Source organism: Streptomyces colwelliae (assembly GCF_048158785.1).
In the GTDB taxonomy this organism is placed as follows: domain Bacteria; phylum Actinomycetota; class Actinomycetes; order Streptomycetales; family Streptomycetaceae; genus Streptomyces.
In genome coordinates this window covers 1-17917 of the sequence record NZ_JBLTJC010000214.1, presented here as the reverse complement: position 1 = coordinate 17917, position 17917 = coordinate 1, and the positions used below count along the sequence as shown (strand labels likewise).

General features: G+C 69.6%; 14 protein-coding genes and 1 riboswitch. Of the genes, 2 read left to right on the top strand and 12 right to left on the bottom strand.

The genetic code is table 11. The features are described 5' to 3' along the window. From ACNFOC_RS34050 to ACNFOC_RS34025, 6 genes are all read right to left on the bottom strand, one after another. A partial coding sequence (locus tag ACNFOC_RS34050; protein WP_416962896.1) for a cobyrinic acid a,c-diamide synthase CobB occupies nt 1-856 on the bottom strand: 856 nt, incomplete at its 3' end. A 7-nt stretch (nt 857-863) separates the two neighbouring features. Continuing rightward, nucleotides 864-1463 (bottom strand): cob(I)yrinic acid a,c-diamide adenosyltransferase, encoded by a 600-nt coding sequence (gene cobO / locus ACNFOC_RS34045; protein ID WP_416962895.1) that lies wholly within the window; start codon nt 1461-1463, stop codon nt 864-866. Then, nucleotides 1463-3502, bottom strand: coding sequence for a putative cobaltochelatase (locus ACNFOC_RS34040; protein WP_416962894.1), 2040 nt, complete (start codon nt 3500-3502; stop codon nt 1463-1465). The genes cobO and ACNFOC_RS34040 overlap by 1 nt, the downstream gene beginning before the upstream one ends. Next, nucleotides 3499-7152 carry a cobaltochelatase subunit CobN gene (gene cobN, locus ACNFOC_RS34035; protein ID WP_416962893.1) on the bottom strand — a complete coding sequence of 1218 codons (3654 nt, stop codon included), beginning with the start codon at nt 7150-7152 and terminating at the stop codon, nt 3499-3501. The genes ACNFOC_RS34040 and cobN overlap by 4 nt, the downstream gene beginning before the upstream one ends. Further along, nucleotides 7149-8684: a cobyric acid synthase gene (locus tag ACNFOC_RS34030; protein WP_416962892.1), complete on the bottom strand. Its 1536-nt coding sequence runs from the start codon at nt 8682-8684 to the stop codon at nt 7149-7151. The genes cobN and ACNFOC_RS34030 overlap by 4 nt, the downstream gene beginning before the upstream one ends. Then, complete coding sequence (locus ACNFOC_RS34025; RefSeq protein ID WP_416962891.1) at nt 8681-9622, bottom strand: cobalamin biosynthesis protein; 942 nt, start codon at nt 9620-9622, stop codon at nt 8681-8683. The genes ACNFOC_RS34030 and ACNFOC_RS34025 overlap by 4 nt, the downstream gene beginning before the upstream one ends. A 98-nt stretch (nt 9623-9720) precedes the next feature. Further along, nucleotides 9721-9863: riboswitch (cobalamin riboswitch) on the bottom strand. A gap of 158 nt (nt 9864-10021) precedes the next feature. On the opposite strand from ACNFOC_RS34025, the gene ACNFOC_RS34020 reads away from it, so the two are divergent. Then, nucleotides 10022-10351, top strand: a complete 330-nt coding sequence (locus ACNFOC_RS34020; RefSeq protein WP_416962890.1) for a DUF397 domain-containing protein — start codon at nt 10022-10024, stop codon at nt 10349-10351. 246 nt (nt 10352-10597) lie between these two features. Here ACNFOC_RS34020 and ACNFOC_RS34015 read toward each other — a convergent pair whose 3' ends face one another. The 3 genes from ACNFOC_RS34015 to ACNFOC_RS34005 form a co-directional block, all read right to left on the bottom strand. After that, nucleotides 10598-10996 (bottom strand): hypothetical protein, encoded by a 399-nt coding sequence (locus ACNFOC_RS34015; protein ID WP_416962889.1) that lies wholly within the window; start codon nt 10994-10996, stop codon nt 10598-10600. 271 nt (nt 10997-11267) lie between these two features. Beyond that, nucleotides 11268-12134: a helix-turn-helix domain-containing protein gene (locus tag ACNFOC_RS34010; protein WP_416962888.1), complete on the bottom strand. Its 867-nt coding sequence runs from the start codon at nt 12132-12134 to the stop codon at nt 11268-11270. 440 nt (nt 12135-12574) lie between these two features. Continuing rightward, nucleotides 12575-13981, bottom strand: coding sequence for an IS1380 family transposase (locus ACNFOC_RS34005; RefSeq protein WP_416962897.1), 1407 nt, complete (start codon nt 13979-13981; stop codon nt 12575-12577). 231 nt (nt 13982-14212) lie between these two features. Here ACNFOC_RS34005 and ACNFOC_RS34000 point away from each other — a divergent pair, with 231 nt between their 5' ends. After that, complete coding sequence (locus ACNFOC_RS34000) at nt 14213-15214, top strand: alpha/beta hydrolase (protein WP_416962887.1); 1002 nt, start codon at nt 14213-14215, stop codon at nt 15212-15214. Between the two features lie 339 nt (nt 15215-15553). On the opposite strand, the gene ACNFOC_RS33995 is transcribed toward ACNFOC_RS34000, so the two are convergent. The 3 genes from ACNFOC_RS33995 to ACNFOC_RS33985 form a co-directional block, all read right to left on the bottom strand. Further along, on the bottom strand, nt 15554-15775 hold the full coding sequence (locus ACNFOC_RS33995) for a hypothetical protein (RefSeq protein WP_416962886.1): 222 nt from the start codon (nt 15773-15775) through the stop codon (nt 15554-15556). 34 nt (nt 15776-15809) lie between these two features. Further along, nucleotides 15810-17072, bottom strand: a complete 1263-nt coding sequence (locus ACNFOC_RS33990) for an inorganic phosphate transporter (protein WP_416962885.1) — start codon at nt 17070-17072, stop codon at nt 15810-15812. 98 nt (nt 17073-17170) lie between these two features. Next, nucleotides 17171-17917 (bottom strand): lysozyme (locus ACNFOC_RS33985; protein WP_416962884.1); only part of this gene is annotated, 747 nt, incomplete at its 5' end.

The following is a 17917-nucleotide window of genomic DNA, read 5'->3' as shown; positions in this document are numbered from 1 at the left end:
GAGGACGAGGCCGTTCAGGCCGACGGGGGTCTGGGGGCGCAGCCCCCAGGGATGGGACGGGTAGGGGCGGCGGGGGCGAAGAAGCCAAAGCCTCAGCCGCATCCCAAGCCGCACCGGACAACGCCCCCGCACTACGCGCCAGCGCCAGCAACCCTTCAAGATCACACCCGGCGTCTACCTGCGCCCCCATGGCCGCAACAGCGTCCACCGCAGCCGACTGCCGCTCGGCAACCGGCACCAACCCCAGATGCCGAGACGGGGTGTCCACCTGCGGCGCCCGCCGCAGCACACCCAAGACGGGAACCCCCGCAGCGTCCAACGCCTCCCGCAACAACGCCTCATGCCGGTCGGACGCGACCTTGTTGAGGATCACACCCCCGACCCGAACCTCCGGATCCCACGAAGCAAACCCATGCACCAGCGCCGCAACGGACCGAGACTGCGAAGACGCGTCGACGACAAGAACAACCGGTGCCCGCAGCAACTTCGCCACATGCGCCGTGGACGCCAACTCCCCTTCCCCCGCAGCCCCGTCGAACATCCCCATCACACCCTCGACGACAGCGAGATCACACCCGCGAGCACCATGCGCGAAGAGCGGCCCGACCAACTCCGGCCCACACAGATACGCGTCGAGATTCCGCCCCACCCGCCCGGCCGCGAGCGCGTGATACCCGGGATCGATGTAGTCCGGCCCGACCTTGTGCGGAGACACGGCAAGCCCCCGCGAGGCGAACGCGGCCATCAACCCCGTAGCAACGGTGGTCTTGCCGCTACCGGAGGACGGCGCGGCAACAACCAACCGAGGAACGGAGGACAGGGAGGACGAGGAGGACGAGGAGGACGAGGAAGTCACGACAGCTTCACCACTCGATACCCCGCTGACCCTTCTGACCGGCGTCCATGGGGTGCTTGACCTTGGACATGTCGGTGACGAGGTCGGCGTACTCGACAAGCTTCTCGGGCGCGTTCCGCCCGGTGATCACGACATGCTGGTTCCCGGGCCGGTCCCGCAGCACGGAGACGACCTCATCGACATCGACCCACCCCCAGTGCATCGGATAGGCGAACTCGTCCAGCACGTACAGCTTGTAGGTCTCGGCGGCGAGATCCCGCTTGACCTGCTCCCAGCCCTCGCGCGCCTTCTCCTCGTTGTCCATCTGGGAGTCGCGCTGAACCCACGACCACCCCTCGCCCATCTTGTGCCAGTCGACGGCCCCGCCCTCGCCGGAAGCCCCCAGCACCCGAAGGGCGTTCTCCTCCCCGACCTTCCACTTCGCCGACTTGACGAACTGGAACACGCCGATGGGCCACCCCTGATTCCAGGCACGCAACGCGAGCCCGAAAGCAGCGGTCGATTTACCTTTCCCAACTCCCGTGTGCACAACGACAAGTGGCCGGTTCCGCCGCTGACGAGTCGTCAGTCCGTCATCCGGTACGACACTCGGCTGCCCTTGCGGCATTACGCGGCCCTCCTCGAACCCGAACGACCCTGATTCCCCTGCACGTCCTTCACGAGCCCGGCGATCGAGTCCGCCCGCAACTCGTCCAACGTCACCGCCGTACCTTCCAGTTCACCGGCCAACTGCCCGGCCAGCCCGAGCCGTACGGGCCCCGACTCGCAGTCCACGACCACGGAGGCGACCCCGTCGGCCGCGAACAACCGCGCCGCCCGCCCGGCGAGCGCGACCGGCTCGGGCCCACCGGTGGCCCGCCCGTCGGTCACCACGACCACCAACGCCCGCCGAGCCGGATCCCGCAACCGCTCCACCCGCAGCACGTCATGCGCCTTGAGCAGCCCGGCCGCCAGCGGCGTACGCCCCCCGGTCGGCAACGACTCCAGCCGTACGGCGGCGGCGTCCACGGACGAGGTGGGAGGCAACGCGACATCAGCGCTCGCTCCCCGGAAAGTCACAAGTCCCACCTTGTCCCGCCGCTGATACGCGTCCAGCAGCAACGACAGCACAGCCCCCTTCACCGCACTCATCCGCTGCCGCGCCGCCATCGACCCGGACGCGTCCACGACGAACAGCACGAGGTTGCCCTCACGCCCCTCCCGCGCCGCCTGCCGCAGATCGTCCCGCCGCACGACCAGCCCACGACCGGTCCGCCCCCGCGACAGCTGATGCGGGGCGGCCGCCTGGATGGTCGCCGCCAAGTGCAGCTTGGTGAGCGCCCCTTGGGGCCGCCGGGCCCCGGTGGTCCGCCCGTGCTCGGTCCGCGCCCGCGAACGCCGCCCGGCCGCGCCCTCGCCGATCCCGGGCACGCTCAACGCCTTGGTACGGAAGGGCTCGGAGGCCCGCACGGGTTGCTGCTCACCGGCACCCTGCGGCTGACCGCCCTCGCCGGCCTCGGGCTGCGCGGCCGTGTCGCCCCCCTGGGGACCGTCCGAGTCGTCCTCGGGCGATTGCCCACCGCCGCCACCCGGACCGTCAGGGCCGTCCGGCCCCGGGTCGTCGTCCTCGGGCCCCTGCGTCGGCTCCTGCTCCTGCTCCGCGAACTCCTCCAGCGTCTCGTCGAGCTTGTTCTCGTCAAGTCCCGGCGCGTCGAAGGGATTTCGCCGCCGCCGGTGCGGCAGCGCGAGCAACGCGGCCTGCCGTACGTCCTCGGCGAGCACGTCGGTCCGCCCGGCCCAGGCGGCCAGCGCGGTCGCCGTACGGGCCATCACGATGTCGGCACGCATACCGTCGACCTCGAAGGCGGCACAGGTCGCCGCGATCTGCCGCAGCGCTCCGTCGCCCAGCCGCACGGACGGCAGCAGTTCGCGCGCGGCGATGATCCGCGCCCGTACGGAGGACTCCTCGTCCGCCCAGCGCTCGGTGAAACCGGCCGGATCGTCGTCGTAGGCGAGCCTCCGGCGCACGACCTCGACACGCTGGTCGGGTTCCCGTGAGGCCGCGACCTCCACGGTCAGGCCGAAGCGGTCGAGCAACTGCGGTCGCAGTTCGCCCTCTTCGGGGTTCATCGTGCCGACGAGCAGGAAGCGGGCGGCGTGCCGGACGGAGACGCCTTCGCGTTCGACGTACGACGCGCCCATCGCCGCCGCGTCCAACAGCAGGTCGACCAGGTGGTCGTGGAGGAGGTTGACCTCGTCGACGTAGAGGATGCCCCGGTGCGCGTCGGCCAGCAGGCCGGGCTCGAAGGCCTTGACGCCCTCGGCGAGCGCCCGCTCGATGTCGAGGGCACCGACGAGCCGGTCCTCGGAGGCGCCGACCGGCAACTCGACCATACGGGCCGGGCGTTGGGTACCGGGTCCGGTCTCGTGCGGCCCGTCCGGGCAGGCAGGGTCGGGGGAGGAGGGATCGCAGGAGAAGCGGCAGCCGGGCACGACGGCGACCTCCGGCAGCAGCGCCGAAAGGGCGCGCACGGCCGTCGACTTGGCGGTGCCCTTCTCGCCGCGCACCAGCACACCGCCCACCGCCGGCGACACGGCGTTCAGCAGCAGCGCGAGCCGCAGATCGTCCTGGCCGACAACGGCCGTGAACGGAAAGGGAGTTGTCACTGGTCGTCGCCCTCCAGGTCGCCTTCGAGCTCCAGGTAGGTGGCCCGCAGTCGTTCCAGCGTGTCCGCGTCCGGCTCGGCCCACAGACCGCGCTCGGCCGCTTCGAGCAGCCGCTCGGTGATGCCGCGCAGCGCCCACGGGTTGGACTTCTTCATGAAGTCCCGGTTCTCCGGGTCGAAGACGTACTCGGCGCTGAGCTTCTCGTACATCCAGTCGTCGACGACCCCGGCCGTCGCGTCGTACCCGAAGAGGTAGTCGACGGTCGCCGCCATCTCGAAGGCGCCCTTGTAGCCGTGCCGCCGCATCGCCGCCATCCAGCGGGGGTTGACGACTCGCGCGCGGAAGACGCGGTGCGTCTCCTCACCCAGCGTGCGCGTCTTCACCTGGTCCGGGGTGGCGGAGTCGCCGACGTACGCCTCGGGGGAGGTGCCCGTCAGGTGCCGCACCATGGCGACCATGCCGCCGTGGTACTGGAAGTAGTCGTCGGCGTCGACGAGATCGTGCTCGCGGGTGTCAACGTTCTTCGCCGCTACGGCAATTCGCTTGAACGCGGTCTCCATGTCCCCGCGCGCCGCCCGTCCGTCGAGCCCGCGCCCGTACGCGTAACCACCCCACACGGCGTACACCTCGGCGAGGTCCGCGTCGCTGCGCCAGTTCCGCGCGTCGATAAGCGGCAGCAGCCCGGCGCCGTACGCCCCCGGCTTGGAGCCGAAGATGCGGGCCGTGGCCCGGCGTCGGTCGCCGTGCTCGGCGGTGTCCTCGTCGGCGTGCTTGCGGACGTAGTTGGACTCGGGCGGCTCCTCCAGCTCGGCCACCGCCCGCACCGCGTCGTCGATCAACCCGACGACGTGCGGGAACGCGTCCCGGAAGAAGCCGGAGATCCGCACCGTGACGTCGATGCGCGGCCGGCCCAACTCCGTGACGGGCACGATCTCGAAGCCGGTCACCCGGCGCGAGGCGTCGTCCCAGACGGGACGGCAGCCCAGCAGCGCGAGGATCTCGGCGATGTCGTCGCCCTGGGTGCGCATCGCCGACGTACCCCACACCGTGAGGCCGACCGACTTCGGGAACTCGCCGGTGTCCTGGAGGTACCGCTGCACGAGCGAGTCCGCGAGGGACTGCCCGACCTCCCAACTCAGCCTGGACGGAATGGCCTTGGGGTCGACGGAGTAGAAGTTCCGGCCGGTCGGCAGGACGTTGACCAGGCCACGGGTCGGGGAGCCCGACGGTCCCGCCGGGACGTAGCCGCCGTCGAGCGCGAGCAGGATGTGGTCGATCTCGTCGGTCGTGCGAGTGAGCCGGGGCACGACCTCGGTGCAGGCGAACTCCAACACGGCCACGGCGTCCGGGAGTTCGGCGCCGATCACCTCACGGACGAGGGCCGGTACGGTCGTGACCTCCCACGCCTGGGACTCCATGCCCTCGGCGAACCGGCGGCACAGCTGCTCCAGCAGGTCGATCGCGTCGGCGGCGGAACGGGCCGGTCCCTCGACCAGCTCCGTCAGCTCCACCGGCACCTTCACGGGAGCGCCCGGCTCGGTCAGCAACTCCTTCTCGCTGAGCCCGAAGTGCTGCGCCAGCGCGGCCCGCAGACCCGGCAGCGCGTTCGCCTGCCCGCCCCACACCTGCGAAGCGCGCAGCACGGCCAGTACGAGGTTCACGCGCGCTTCGCCGACCGGCCCGCCGCCGAGGATGTGCAGCCCGTCGCGGATCTGCACGTCCTTGATCTCGCACAGATAGCCGTCGATGTGCATCACGAACTCGTCGAACGCCGCGTCGTCCGGCTGGTCGTCCACATGCAGGTCGTGGTGCAGCTCGGCCGCCTTCACCAGCGTCCAGATCTGCGCGCGCACGGCCGGTGCCTTCGTCGGGTCCAGGTCGGACACCAGGGCGTACTCGTCGAGGAGTTGCTCCAGCTTCGCCAGGTCGCCGTACGTGTCGGCACGCGCCATCGGCGGCACCAGGTGGTCGACGACTGTGGCGTGCCCGCGCCGCTTGGCCTGGGTGCCCTCGCCGGGGTCGTTGACGATGAACGGGTAGATCAGGGGGAGTTCACCGAGTACGGCGTCGGGCGCGCAGCCGCTGCTGAGCCCAAGTCCCTTGCCGGGCAGCCATTCCATGGTGCCGTGCTTGCCCATGTGGATGATCGCGTCGGCACCGAAGCTGTTGTCCAGCCAGCGGTACGCGGCCATGTAGTGGTGCGACGGCGGCATGTCGGGGTCGTGGTAGATCGCGATCGGGTTCTCGCCGAAGCCACGCGGGGGCTGGATCATGACCACGACGTTTCCGAACTGGAGGGATGCCAGCACGATGTCGTCGCCGTCGACGTAGAGGTTGCCCGGCGGCTCGCCCCACGCGTCCAACATGCCCTGCCTGAGGTCCGGTTCGAGCTTGTCGAACCACGCCTGGTAGTCGGCGAGCGGCACCCGCGCGGGCGCGGCGGCCAGCTGCTCCTCCGTCAGCCACTCCACGTCGTGGCCACCGGCGTTGATGAGCCGGTGGATCAACTCGTCCCCGTTGTCCGGGTGTTCGTCGACCCCGTACCCGGCGTCCCGCAACGCGTCCAGCACCCGGATCGCCGAGGCGGGCGTGTCCAGCCCGACCGCGTTGCCGACCCGCGAGTGCTTCGTCGGATAGGCGGTGAAGACGACCGCGAGCCTCTTCTCGGCGTTCGGCTTGTGCTTCAACTTCGCGTGCCGTACGGCGATTCCGGCGACCCGCGCGGCCCGTTCGGGGTCGGCGACGTAGACCGGGACGTCGTCGGGGCCCTGCTCCTTGAAGGAGAACGGGACGGTGATGAGGCGCCCGTCGAACTCCGGGATCGCGACCTGCATCGCCGCGTCCATGGGGGAGAGGGCGGCGGAGGACTCGTCCCAGGCCGCCCTGGACGACGTAAGGCAAAGCCCTTGCAGCACAGGCACGTTGAGGTCGGCGAGCGCCCCGATGTCCCAGGCCTCCTCGTCACCGCCGGCCGAGGCCTGCGAGGCATGCGTACCGCCCGCGGCGAGGACGGTGGCGATGAGCGCGTCCGCCGTGCCGAGGGTCTCGTACAGCCCGGAGTCGGCGCCGCGCAGTGAACCGCAGTACACGGCAAGGGCGTTGGCGCCCTTCGCCTCGATCTGGTCGCACAGGGTGTCCACGAAGGCGGTGTTGCCGCTGAGGTGATGCGCCCGGTAGAAGAGCACGCCGACGGTCGGTCGCCCCTCGACGAAGGCACGCTCGCCGTGGACGCCGAACTCGGCCATCTTCTGCGGCTCTTCGAAGCCCTCGCCCGTCAGCAGCACGGTGTCCGAGAGGAACCGGGCGAGTTCGGCGAGGTTCTCCGGACCGCCCTCGACGAGATACCTGAGCGCCTCGGCCACCACACCCGCCGGCACCGACGACTCGGCCATCAACTCGGCGTCGGGGACGGTCTCCCCGCCGAGCAGCACGGTCGGAATCCCGGACGCCTTCAGCGCGGCGAGCCCGTCCTCCCAGGCACGCTTGCCGCCGAGCAGTCGTACGACGGCGACGTCCGCGCCCTCGACGAGCGCGGGCAACTCGGCCGTGACGTCCACCCGGTTCGGGTTGCCGATCCGGTACCCGGCGCCGGCGGCCCGGGCCGCCAGCAGATCCGTGTCGGCGGTCGACAACAACAACACTGTGCTCATGCGGGCGCTCCCGGTGGAATGAAAGGCAGTCCTTGCGGCGCGCCGGACTCGATGAGTCGCCAGAGCGCGTCCGTGTCCGCGTGCTGTTCGATGAGGTCGCCGAGCCGGTCGAGCTGCTCCTCGCGCAGCGCGGCGAACGAGGTGTCGGGCGCCGGCACGAACCGGCGGCCCGCGGCGGCCGCCACCTCGCGCAGAAACGCCCGCCGGAACCCGTCCGACTCCAGCGAGCCGTGCCAGTGGGTACCCCAGGTCTGACCGACCCGGCACCCGTCCAAGCTGCGTCCATTGTCATCAGAGATGAACCGATCCCCGCCGGTCAGTTGGGCGACCCCGTGATGGATCTCGTATCCCTCGACCGGCTCGCCGAGGGCTTCCCCCACCGGCCGTGTGAGGGTCTTCTCGCGAGCGAACCGCACACGCACCGGCAGGACTCCGAGCCCGTCGACCGCCCCCTGCCGGCTCTCGACCTCGTCGTCGATGTGCTCGCCGAGGATCTGGAAGCCGCCGCAGATGCCGAGGGTGGGACGTTGCTCGGCCGCCCGGCGGACGAGGGCGTCCGCGAGGCCGCGCTCCCGCAGCCACTCCAGGGCCTTCACCGTCCCCCGGGTGCCGGGGACGACGACGAGGTCCGCGTCGGCCAGTTCCTCCGGCCGGTCCACGAACCGCACCACGACGCCCGGTTCGGCGGCCAGCGCGTCCACGTCGGTGAAGTTGGACATGAGGGGGATCGCGCAGACGGCGACCCGCAGCACGTCCTCGCCGACCGGCGGCGCGGTGCTGGACTCGCGCACGGTGCCGCGCAGCGAGATGCGCAGCCCGTCCTCCTCGTCGATCCCGAGCCCGTGCCGGTACGGCAGCACGCCGTACGTCCGCCGCCCGGTGAGGCCGAGCAGCATCTCCAACCCCGGCTCCAGCAACGACACATCGCCCCGGAACTTGTTGACGAGGAACCCGGCGACGAACGCCTGGTCCTCGGGCGACAGCAGCGCGACCGTCCCGAAGAAGGAGGCGAAGACGCCGCCGCGGTCGATGTCGCCGACGACGAGAACGGGCAGCCCGGCATTGCGCGCGATGCCCATGTTCACGATGTCGGTCCGCCGCAGATTGATCTCGGCGGGCGAACCGGCCCCCTCACAGATCACCGCGTCATACGTGCCCCGCAACTCGGCGAGACAGTCCAACACGGTCCCGAGCAGGGCCTCTTGCCGTCCGCCGTGATAGCCACGGGCACTCATCTCGCCCACGGGTTTGCCCATGAGCACGACTTGACTGCTCCGGTCGCTGCCCGGCTTCAGCAGCACGGGATTCATCAGCGCGGTCGGCTCGATCCGGCAGGCCTGCGCCTGCATGGCCTGCGCCCGCCCGATCTCGGCGCCCTCGCGCGTGACGAACGAATTCAGGGACATGTTCTGCGCCTTGAACGGCGCGACCTTCACACCCTGCCGCACGAGCCACCGGCAGATCCCGGCGGTGACGACACTCTTCCCGGCGTCCGAGGTGGTCCCGGCCACCAATAGCCCGCCGCCGCTCATGACTTGCTTCCCTTCACGAGGAGCCGCCCGGCGACACTAACCCCGAGCGCGAGCAGACCGACGCGCCGGGACAGCCGTACGGCACGCGCGATGTCCGGTACGGCGACGGCGCGTCCGTCGCCGTTGAGCACGGGCCGGTGCTCGACCCGGCCGCCGTAGGAGAGCGTCCCGCCGAGGCGTACGCCGAGGGCTCCCGCGAAGGAGGCCTCCACGGGCCCGGCGTTGGGGCTCGGGTGTTTGCGGGCGTCGGTGCGCCAGGCGCGGGCGGCGCGGCGCGGGTCGCCGCCCGCGACGGTCGCGAGGGCGGCGGTGAGGCGGGCGCCCGGCCAGCCGGCGACGTCGTCGAGGCGGGCCGAAGCCCAGCCGTAGCGGCGGTACTTGGCCGACTTGTGGCCGACCATGGCGTCGAGCGTGTTCACGGCCCGGAAGCCGAGCAGGCCAGGGACGCCCGCGATGCCGCCCCAGACCAGGGCGCCGACGACCGCGTCGGACGTGTTCTCGGCGACGGACTCGACGACGGCCCGGGCGATCCCGTCGGCGTCGAGGGACTGCGGGTCCCGTCCGCAGAGGTGCGGCAGGCGCGCCCGTGCGGCATCGATGTCCCCGGCCTCCAGCGCGCGCCCGACGACCCCGGCCTCGCGCGCGAGGGAGGTCCCGCCGACGACGGCCCAGGTGGCGGCGGCGGTGAGCGCGGCAGAGGCCGTACGGGACGGTCGTAGGGCCGAAGTGGCCGCGGCGGCGAGGGTGATGGTGCCACCGACGCACACAGCGGTGTGCAGGGCGCCCCAGCCTCGGTGGTCGCGCCACAGCAGGCGTTCCACGGCACCGGCGGCACGGCCGAACGCGGCGACCGGATGCCCGCGGCGGGGATCGCCGAGCAGGTGGTCGCCGAGGAGGCCGGCGGCGGCGCCGTACGCGAAGACGCGATCGGCACGCATCGGGTCAGCCGATCGCTGGGTCGGACACTGCGTTGGTACGGGACCTCGAACGGCAGCCGAGCATGGCGGTATGTCCTCACTCAGGGTGTCCACGCCCTGGTTCGACGAGACCGGCGGTGAGAGTTCCTGGCTCCCGGGGCTACCTACCCCGGTGACAGTGGCGGGACCGCGCCGGATTCACACCGGCTTCCTCTCCTGCCGCCGTACATGGCTCCGGCAGTCCACCATGCTGTTGGAAGGGGCGTCAACTTGCTGTTGACCTGGGACGGAGGAGTGTGCTGAGACGCACACTGGTCCGGATTCAGGCTAGGCAGCGACGGCACGGTTCGTAGAATTGGAGACAACGGCAGGGGAGCGATACAGAACATCCGCGGGCAGGTCTCATCCGGTCGAGTCCTGGTGCGGCCAATCCGGCAACTTGCTGTCGTGCCCTCGCTGTCCGGGACTAGTGTGCGTCGACCGGGTGGGCGTGCCGTGACATGGGTTGAGGCTCGACATGGGGGAGGCGGTGTGGCCGACGGGGCGTCCGCGTGGCGTTGGCAGAAGAGCAGCTACACCAGTTTGAGCGGGGACTGTGTCGAAGTCGCCTGTCCCGGAGACGAGGTATGGGTGCGCGATTCCAAGAACCGTCGGCAGCCGCATATGGTCGTGACCAGCACGGTGTGGTCCACGTTTGTGACAGCGGTGGCAGCGGGCAGATCCGGGGGCGACGTAACCCGTCCAGCGTGAGCCGCGAGAGGCTGGGGGCAAAAATGGGGGCCGAGAGTGAACGACCGCCGCCGGGCAAGGGAAGTAATGCCGAGCGGAAACGGCTCGCGCTGCTCTCATACTGCGCCGTGTGCGGAGCCGTGGCCACGGCTGTCGGGGCCCTGACCTCACTTCTCTTCGACGGAGTCCAGGAGCGGTTCACCGTCTGGCTCGTCACCTCGGCGGTAGTGGCGGCGGGTGCCGGGGTCGCGTGGGGATTCGCGCCGGTCACCTTCCACTGCCTTGCCGCGGGTCATCGGTCCGCGTCCCGGGCGAGGGCCGACCGCCGTTCTCCGTCCGGTCGTTGAGACTCCCGGTTCTGCTCCTCCGCCGCGGTCGATCACGGAGCTTGCGTATGAGCCATCCGATCGTCCCGGTCAGGAACGCGCTGCCCACCGAGACCAGTGCTACGTGCATGGTGGGCGAAAGCCTGATCTGGTGGAGATCGATGCCCTTCGCGATGCGCATGGATATCACCAGGCTTCCCACGAAGAGCGCGGTACACAGAGTGAGACAGCCACTTTTGGCCAGGAAGCCCTTCAGCTCCTGGTCTCGGGTGCGGAGCACCCGCTCGTGCTCCGCATCCAGGAGGCCGTCCAGCGTCTCGGCCTGGCCTTTGTCCTTCATGCCTACGGCGAACAGGTCGTGGACCGTGGGATGGTTCCACTCCTCCTGAGTGGAGGGGGTCTCGCTGGAGGGCTCCCCTTGCAGGGGGTCTGGTGCCGCTGGGGCCTCGGGTGCGGAAGACGGCGTGGTGGCGTGTGTGTCGCTGGGGGCGGTCCGACCAGGGGTGTCGGCAGTGGTCAAGGCAGCGAGGAAGTGCCGCATGAGCCCTTGCCAATCGAAGAGCGGCATCGCCGACCCTCCCCCTGCTGTGCCCGAGCCGTGGGGCTCCGGGTCAGTCCACGCTGAAGGCTTCCTTGGCATCGTCGATCAGATCGAGTGCCTGGTTCTCGCTGTAGGCGAGATTCCGCAACTGCTCGAAGGAGTCCTGGAAATTGGCCACGAGTTCGAAGTTGTCCCTGGTGGCGATGGAGCTGGCCTGGGAGAACTCGAGGTAGATCAGGTCTTCCTCGTCCTTGAAGCTGAGCAGGATGAACGCGGTCTGCGTGCTCAACAGAGCACCGGCCGAGAACGGCAGCACCTGAAGGGTGACGCGTGGATGCTCAGCCATGTTCTTGAGGTGCTGCAACTGCCGACGCATGACGTCGGGTTCACCGATTCTGCGCCGTAGAGCCGCTTCGTCCACCACGAAGTGCAGCTTGTCGACGCCGGTTTCCTCGTCGAAGACCCGCTCCTGCCGGGCGGTGCGGAACTCGACGATCTTGCGCCGAAGGGCCGCGTCGGGCATTTCGGGAGCTCCCAGAGCGTCCGCGTACTCCTCGGTGTGCAGGAGGCCGGGAATGACGACCGGGTGGTATGTACGCAAGGACGAGGCGGCCGTCTCGAAACCGAGGTACTCGTAGAAGCGTGGCGCTGAGAGGCCCGAGAAGGGCGCCCACCACGACTGTCCCTTGGAGTTGCGGGCGGCGTTCTCCAGGTCGCTCACCGTCTCGGGATCTTCCAGACGGTACAGCTGAACGAGGGCACGCAAATCGGTCAGGGCGACGCTGACCGTGCCTGTCTCGATGCGGTTGAGTTTGGACACGGACCAGTCCACTTGGCCCGCGGCATCTTCCCGGGACAGACCGGCTCCCTCACGCGCTCGGCGCAGTGCGATGCGGAGCTTGCGACGGTTCAGGCTCGGGTCCACTTCCCTGCGCATGACTCTTCCTTGCTCCTCATTGCGAGTCGGCGGGGCCTGCTGTCACGTGAGTACAGGCTCATCGATGTGTGGCAAAGTGCTGCCTGTCCACTGGGCTTGCATCATCCTGAGCCTATCAAAAGGGTACACCCCGATATGACACATGTCAGATCGAGTTTCAGCTGGTTGAAGCATGGCTGTCCGCCGCCTGGCGATGCGGGGGGTGGCGTGAACGCAGTAATCCCGGGAGGCCCGACCACAGGTCGGGCCTCCCGGGATTACTGGAGTTACGGGAGTTAGCCTCGGTCTTTCATCAAGCCTCTGAGCGTTGCGGTTGAGTCTGGGTTCTGAGTGGGCTGGGTCGTGACGGTGTGATGCGGGCATGCGGCAGGCCCGGCGCGGTGGCCGGGTGCTCCAGGAGTCCTCGGGGTCGTGGTCGGGCGGCATCGTGAAGCGGCTGGTCAGCAGATGGCCGGACGGGGCAGCGCGGCCAGGCGGGCGAAGGCGGTGACGAGGTCCCGGGCCCAGGGCCAGTGTTCGGCGATCCGCAGCCAGGTCCGTCTGCCGCCGCGGGTGATGCGAGCGGCGGTGTGCAACAGTCGGTAGCGCAGTCGCTTGGGCTCGGCCTTGGCCAGTTCGCCATCAAGGAGCAGGATTTGGGTCCAGGCGATGAGGTCGATGCCGGCTAGGGCGAGTTCCAGCCAGGCGGCGTTGATGTTCGCCTGGCGCGACGGGAAGCGGCCGAACCCGGTGTCCTTGCCGCACCGGATGCGGTCCTCGACGCGGGCGTGGGCGCGGTGGCGGGCGTCGATGAAGGCCAGAGGTCCGGTGCTGGGAGGGCTGTCGGTGGCGATGAGCTGGTGTCGGAAGCCTTCGACGGTGTCGAACAGATCCAGGGCAGCGCCGGGGTGCGGGCGTTCTCGCCGCACGATGAACCGGGTGCCTTCGGGAAACCCGGCGGCGTCGAGCAGACCGGTCAACTCGGCGACCTGCGCGCCGTCACGGGGTTCGTCGTCAGCGTCAATCGCTGTCGACCACGCGGAGGCCGGCAGCGCGCTGATGGCGTCACGGACCTCGGCGTCGATGGGGGCGCCGACGGAGAACCGGGCGTCGACCCCGTCGGCGCGCAGTGCCCTGATGTGTGCCAGGAACGCTTTGGTGCAGCCGGCGGTGTCGGTGCGGACCAGGATTGGGACCCCATACCGCCGGTCGTCGGGGATCTGGGCAAGCGCGTGGTCCAGGACGGTGATGTGGTCGGCGGCGGTGTTTGACCCAGCCCGCCCGGGGCGCAGGATCCCGGCCAACCCCTCGCCGGTGTTGTCCAGGAAGGCCAGGATCGGGTGATAGCCGAAGGTCTTCTTCCAAGTCGGTGTCGCCTGCTCCTTCTCCGAGTGACAGATCACGATGGTGGCGTCGATGTCCACCACCAGCCCCGGTATCACCCGCCCAGCGGCTTTGGCCTGCGGGAACTTCTCATGGGTGTCGGCATGCTGCGCCCAGGCGATCTCGCGGGCCGCAGCTCTGGCCGCCCGCATCCGGCCCAGGGCCGCCTCGTCGATTCGGTTCAGCACCCGCCATGCCGTGGCCGGGGAGGCCACCGGCCCGAACAGCTCGGCCTGGTCCCGCAGCACGGCGAGATCCGAGATGGTCTCGCCACCATCGGCGAGCATCACCGCCATGTCCGTGATCACCTGGCCCGGATCGTGGCCGCCGGTGCGCTGTCGTCCTGCGGCCAGCGCGTCACCGAAGGCACTGGTCAGCGCGGTCACCTCCGCTAGATCGGCCAGCAGCCGGGCCCCGGCATGCGAGACGACACCTCGCCCGTCGGACGTTACGGACAGCCTCGAACGAGACGTTGTAGAGCTCACGTGAAACTGCTCCCGGCTGCGGCGCTTTGATCCTCGACAATTCGGATCATCGCAGCTCAGGGCGCACTTCTGCATTCCGGTATCAAGATCGGGACTTGCTCGGTGAGACTGGTCGAGATCGATCAGGCCCACGCCTGACCCACGCCGCTGATCCGCCCGGCCCTGCTGCGCGATCGGCAAGGTGTTGATAACCGGATGATGCGAAAGGAGCAGGGGCGCTAGCGTGCGCGCATGGATCTTGAACTTGGAAAGACCGTGCCCGCCGTTCCCGTTCCTCTCGATGCCGAACTTCAGGTCGCTTATGACGCCTACCTGGCGGAGGAACCGAACTTGGCGCCGATGAGCCTCGAGAAGTTGTCGGTGATCCGCGCGGAGGCCGACGCCGCAGTGGCGGCGCTCGAGGACCTCAGCCATGGCGGGCGCTTCACCGTCTTCCAGCCTTCGGTGCCCGGCCGGGACGGCGCCCCCGAGATCCCGCTGCTAGTGTGCACACCCTCCGGCGCGCCCGCATCGCGGCCGGCGCTCTACTTCATACACGGCGGCGGCTTCTACGGTAGCGATCACCGCACCGGGCTCGACCAGATACTTGAGACGGCCGAGCGGTTCGGGGCCACGCTGATCTCGGTCGGCTACCGGCTCGCGCCCGAGCACCCCTACCCCGCCCAGATCAACGACGCTTACGCCGGTCTACTGTGGGTCACCGACCACGCGGACGAGCTCGGCATCGACTCGGAGCGCATCGTCGTCACGGGCTTCAGCGCCGGCGGCGCCCTCAGCGCCGCGCTCGCTTTGACCGTGCGCGACAAGGGCGGCCCCCGCCTGCTCGGCCAGCTGCTGATTGCCCCGATGCTCGACGACCGCAACGACAGCGCCTCGGCCCTGCAGATGGACGACGTCGAACTCTTCGACCGCAGCCGCAACGGGTTCGCCTGGAGCTCGCTGCTCGGCGACGTCCAGGGAGGAGCTGACGTGCCGCAGTACGCTGCGCCGGCCCGCGCCACTGACCTGGCCGGCCTGCCGCCCACATTCCTCGACGTCGGCTCCGCCGAGTGCCTGCGCGATGAGATCCTCGCCTACGCCGACCGGATCTGGCAGGCCGGCGGCGAAGCCGAGCTGCACGTGTGGCCCGGCGGAATCCACGGTTTCGACCGGAAAGCCCCCGAAGCGCGGATCAGTAAGGCCGCTGTCGCGGCACGCCGCAACTGGCTGGAGCACCTTCTGGCCACCAACTGACGGTCTCCTCCGGCGGTAGTCGGTCGCGGGATGGACAACGTGCCGGCCAGGCGTCCCGTAGCAACGAGGTCGAGGAACCTTGCGACGGAACTCAGGCGGATAGCTGCGTGACACGGAGCCCTCCAAGGTTCTGGACCAACAAGTGTCCAGCATCCCGGCTCCGTCAAACCCCGAGCGCATTAGACAGCCTCGAACGAGACGTTGTGGAGTTCACGTGGCAAGTGCTCCCAGCCGCGATGCTTCGATCTTCGACAAGTCGGATCATCACAGCTCAGGGAGCACTTCTGCGTTCGGACATCAAGATCCGGACTTGCCCGGTGAACGCGTCAGGTTAGGGCGTCAGGCCACGATCAGATAGATCCCGTACGCCACCGCCGCCGCGCAGGCCGCGAAGCAGGCGTACGCGCCGGTCAGGGCGAGGGGCGCGGAATCGCCCTGGGCGGTGGCCTGTTCGCGGCGGGAGAGGCCGACGATGCCGAGGGTGAAGACCGCCACGAGGGCGACGGTGGCCCCGAGGCTGACGCCGAAGACGGAGCCGAGGGCTGCCCAGTCGATGTGCATGCTGATTCGTTCCTTCGTGTCCGGGGCGCGGGCTTCAGACGGCGGCGGCCGGCGGGGTCGCCGGGTCGGACTTCGCGATGGGGGCCGGGTTCACGGGGGGCGAGAGGATCGTCGCCGTGAGGCCTTCGGAGAGGGCGACCGACGGGGGCGGCGGGGTCACGGCGGCGATCGCGGTGGTCACCACGCCGGCCGGTTCGTCGACCTCGTTGACGTTCGAGGCGTCGACGACCTGGCGGCGGGAGAGCAGCCAGATGGCGGTGCTGGACGCGACCAGGAAGACGGCCACCAGCGCGGTGCCCCAGTCGCCGAGGTCGGTCACGGACTCGGCGAGCGCGCCGACCAGCGCGGCGGCCGGCAGCGTCAGACCCCAGGCGATGAACATCCGGGTGGCGGTCGACCAGCGGACGACACCGCCCTTGCGGCCGAGACCCGCACCCATCACGGAGCCGGAGACGGCGTGCGTGGTGGAGAGCGAGAAGCCGATGTGCGAGGAGGCCAGGATGACCGCGGCCGCGCTGGTCTGGGCGGCGAAGCCCTGCTGCGGACGGAGGTCGGTCAGGCCCTTGCCCATCGTGCGGATGATGCGCCAGCCGCCGATGTACGTGCCCATCGCGATGGCGAGACCCGCGGAGAGGATGACCCAGGTGGGCGGGTCCGAGTCGGGGGCGATGGAGCCGCCGGCGACCAGGGCGAGGGTGATGATGCCCATCGTCTTCTGCGCGTCGTTCGTGCCGTGGGCCAGCGAGACCAGCCCGGCGGAGGCGATCTGGCCGACGCGGAAGCCCTTGTCGGCGGCCTTGCCGTTCGCGTTCCGGCTCAGGGCGTACGAGAAGCGGGTGGCGAGCATCGCCGCGAGGCCCGCGACGATCGGGGCGGCGATCGCCGGCAGCAGCACCTTGGTGACGAGGACGTCGCCGTGGACCGCGCCGGTACCGGCCGAGGCGATGGTGGCGCCGATCAGACCGCCCATCAGGGCGTGCGAGGAACTGGACGGGAGACCGACGAGCCAGGTCACCAGGTTCCAGAGGATCGCGCCGACGAGGGCGGCGAAAATGACCTCGGGACGGATGCCGCTCTCATCGACGAGACCCTTGGAGATCGTGTTGGCGACCTCCACGGAGAGAAAAGCGCCCACCAGGTTGAGGGTGGCCGACATGGCCACCGCGACCTTGGGCTTGAGTGCGCCGGTCGAGATGGTGGTGGCCATCGCGTTGGCGGTGTCGTGGAAACCGTTCGTGAAATCGAACGCGAGTGCGGTGATCACCACAATCGCGAGGATCAGCGAGAAGCTTTCCATTTACCCAGGCAATCGTTCGAGGTCATTGGTGCGTTGACCGTAGGAAACTTGGGTGAACGGAAGATGAACTGAGAGGGTCTCTGTGGTGGCCGGATTGCCTAGTAACCGCGGGCGAACTTCCGCAGCTGGCTCACCGTCCCGTTGAAGAGATTCTGGTCACCCGGCAGGCTCCCGCTGTTGTCGTACTGCCAGAAGGTCCAGTACGACCATCCGGCGGGCAGCGAGCCCGCGTCCGCCGCGTTGTGGCGGGCGATCCACAGAGCGTGTGTCGAGGCTAGGGAGCTGTTGTCGCCCGTGCAGGTCTTCCACCACAAGGTGGTGGTGTAGATCACCGGGCGGCGGCCGGTCTCCCGCTTCACCTCGGCGCTGAAGGCCTTGATCCAGCTGACCATCCTGGCCTTGCTCAGGCCGTAGCAGCCGTGCTTCTTGTCGTACGGGTTGTATTCGATGTCCAGCGCGGGCGGCAGCGTCCAGCCGTCCGCGTTCCAGTCGCCGCCGTGCGCCACGAAGTACACGGCCTGGCTCGCGCCCGACGACCTGTCCGGCAGGGCGAAGTGGTAGGCGCCGCGGATGATGCCGGCCTTGCGGGCGCCGTCGTACTGCCGGCTGAAGTACGGGTTGCGGTAGGTGGTCGACTCGGTCGCCTTGACGTAGACGAACGTGGCGCCCTTCGCCTTCGCGCTCGGCCAGTTGACGCTCTTCTGGTGCGAGGAGACGTCGTGGCCCTTCGTCGCGCCCGCGGCGACGCTTGCGGCGGTGGCCGGGATCTCGGTGAGCGCGAGGGTGGTTCCGCCGACGGTGAGCGCGGCGACGGCGGCCGCGGCGAGGCGGGCGCGGGGGTGGGT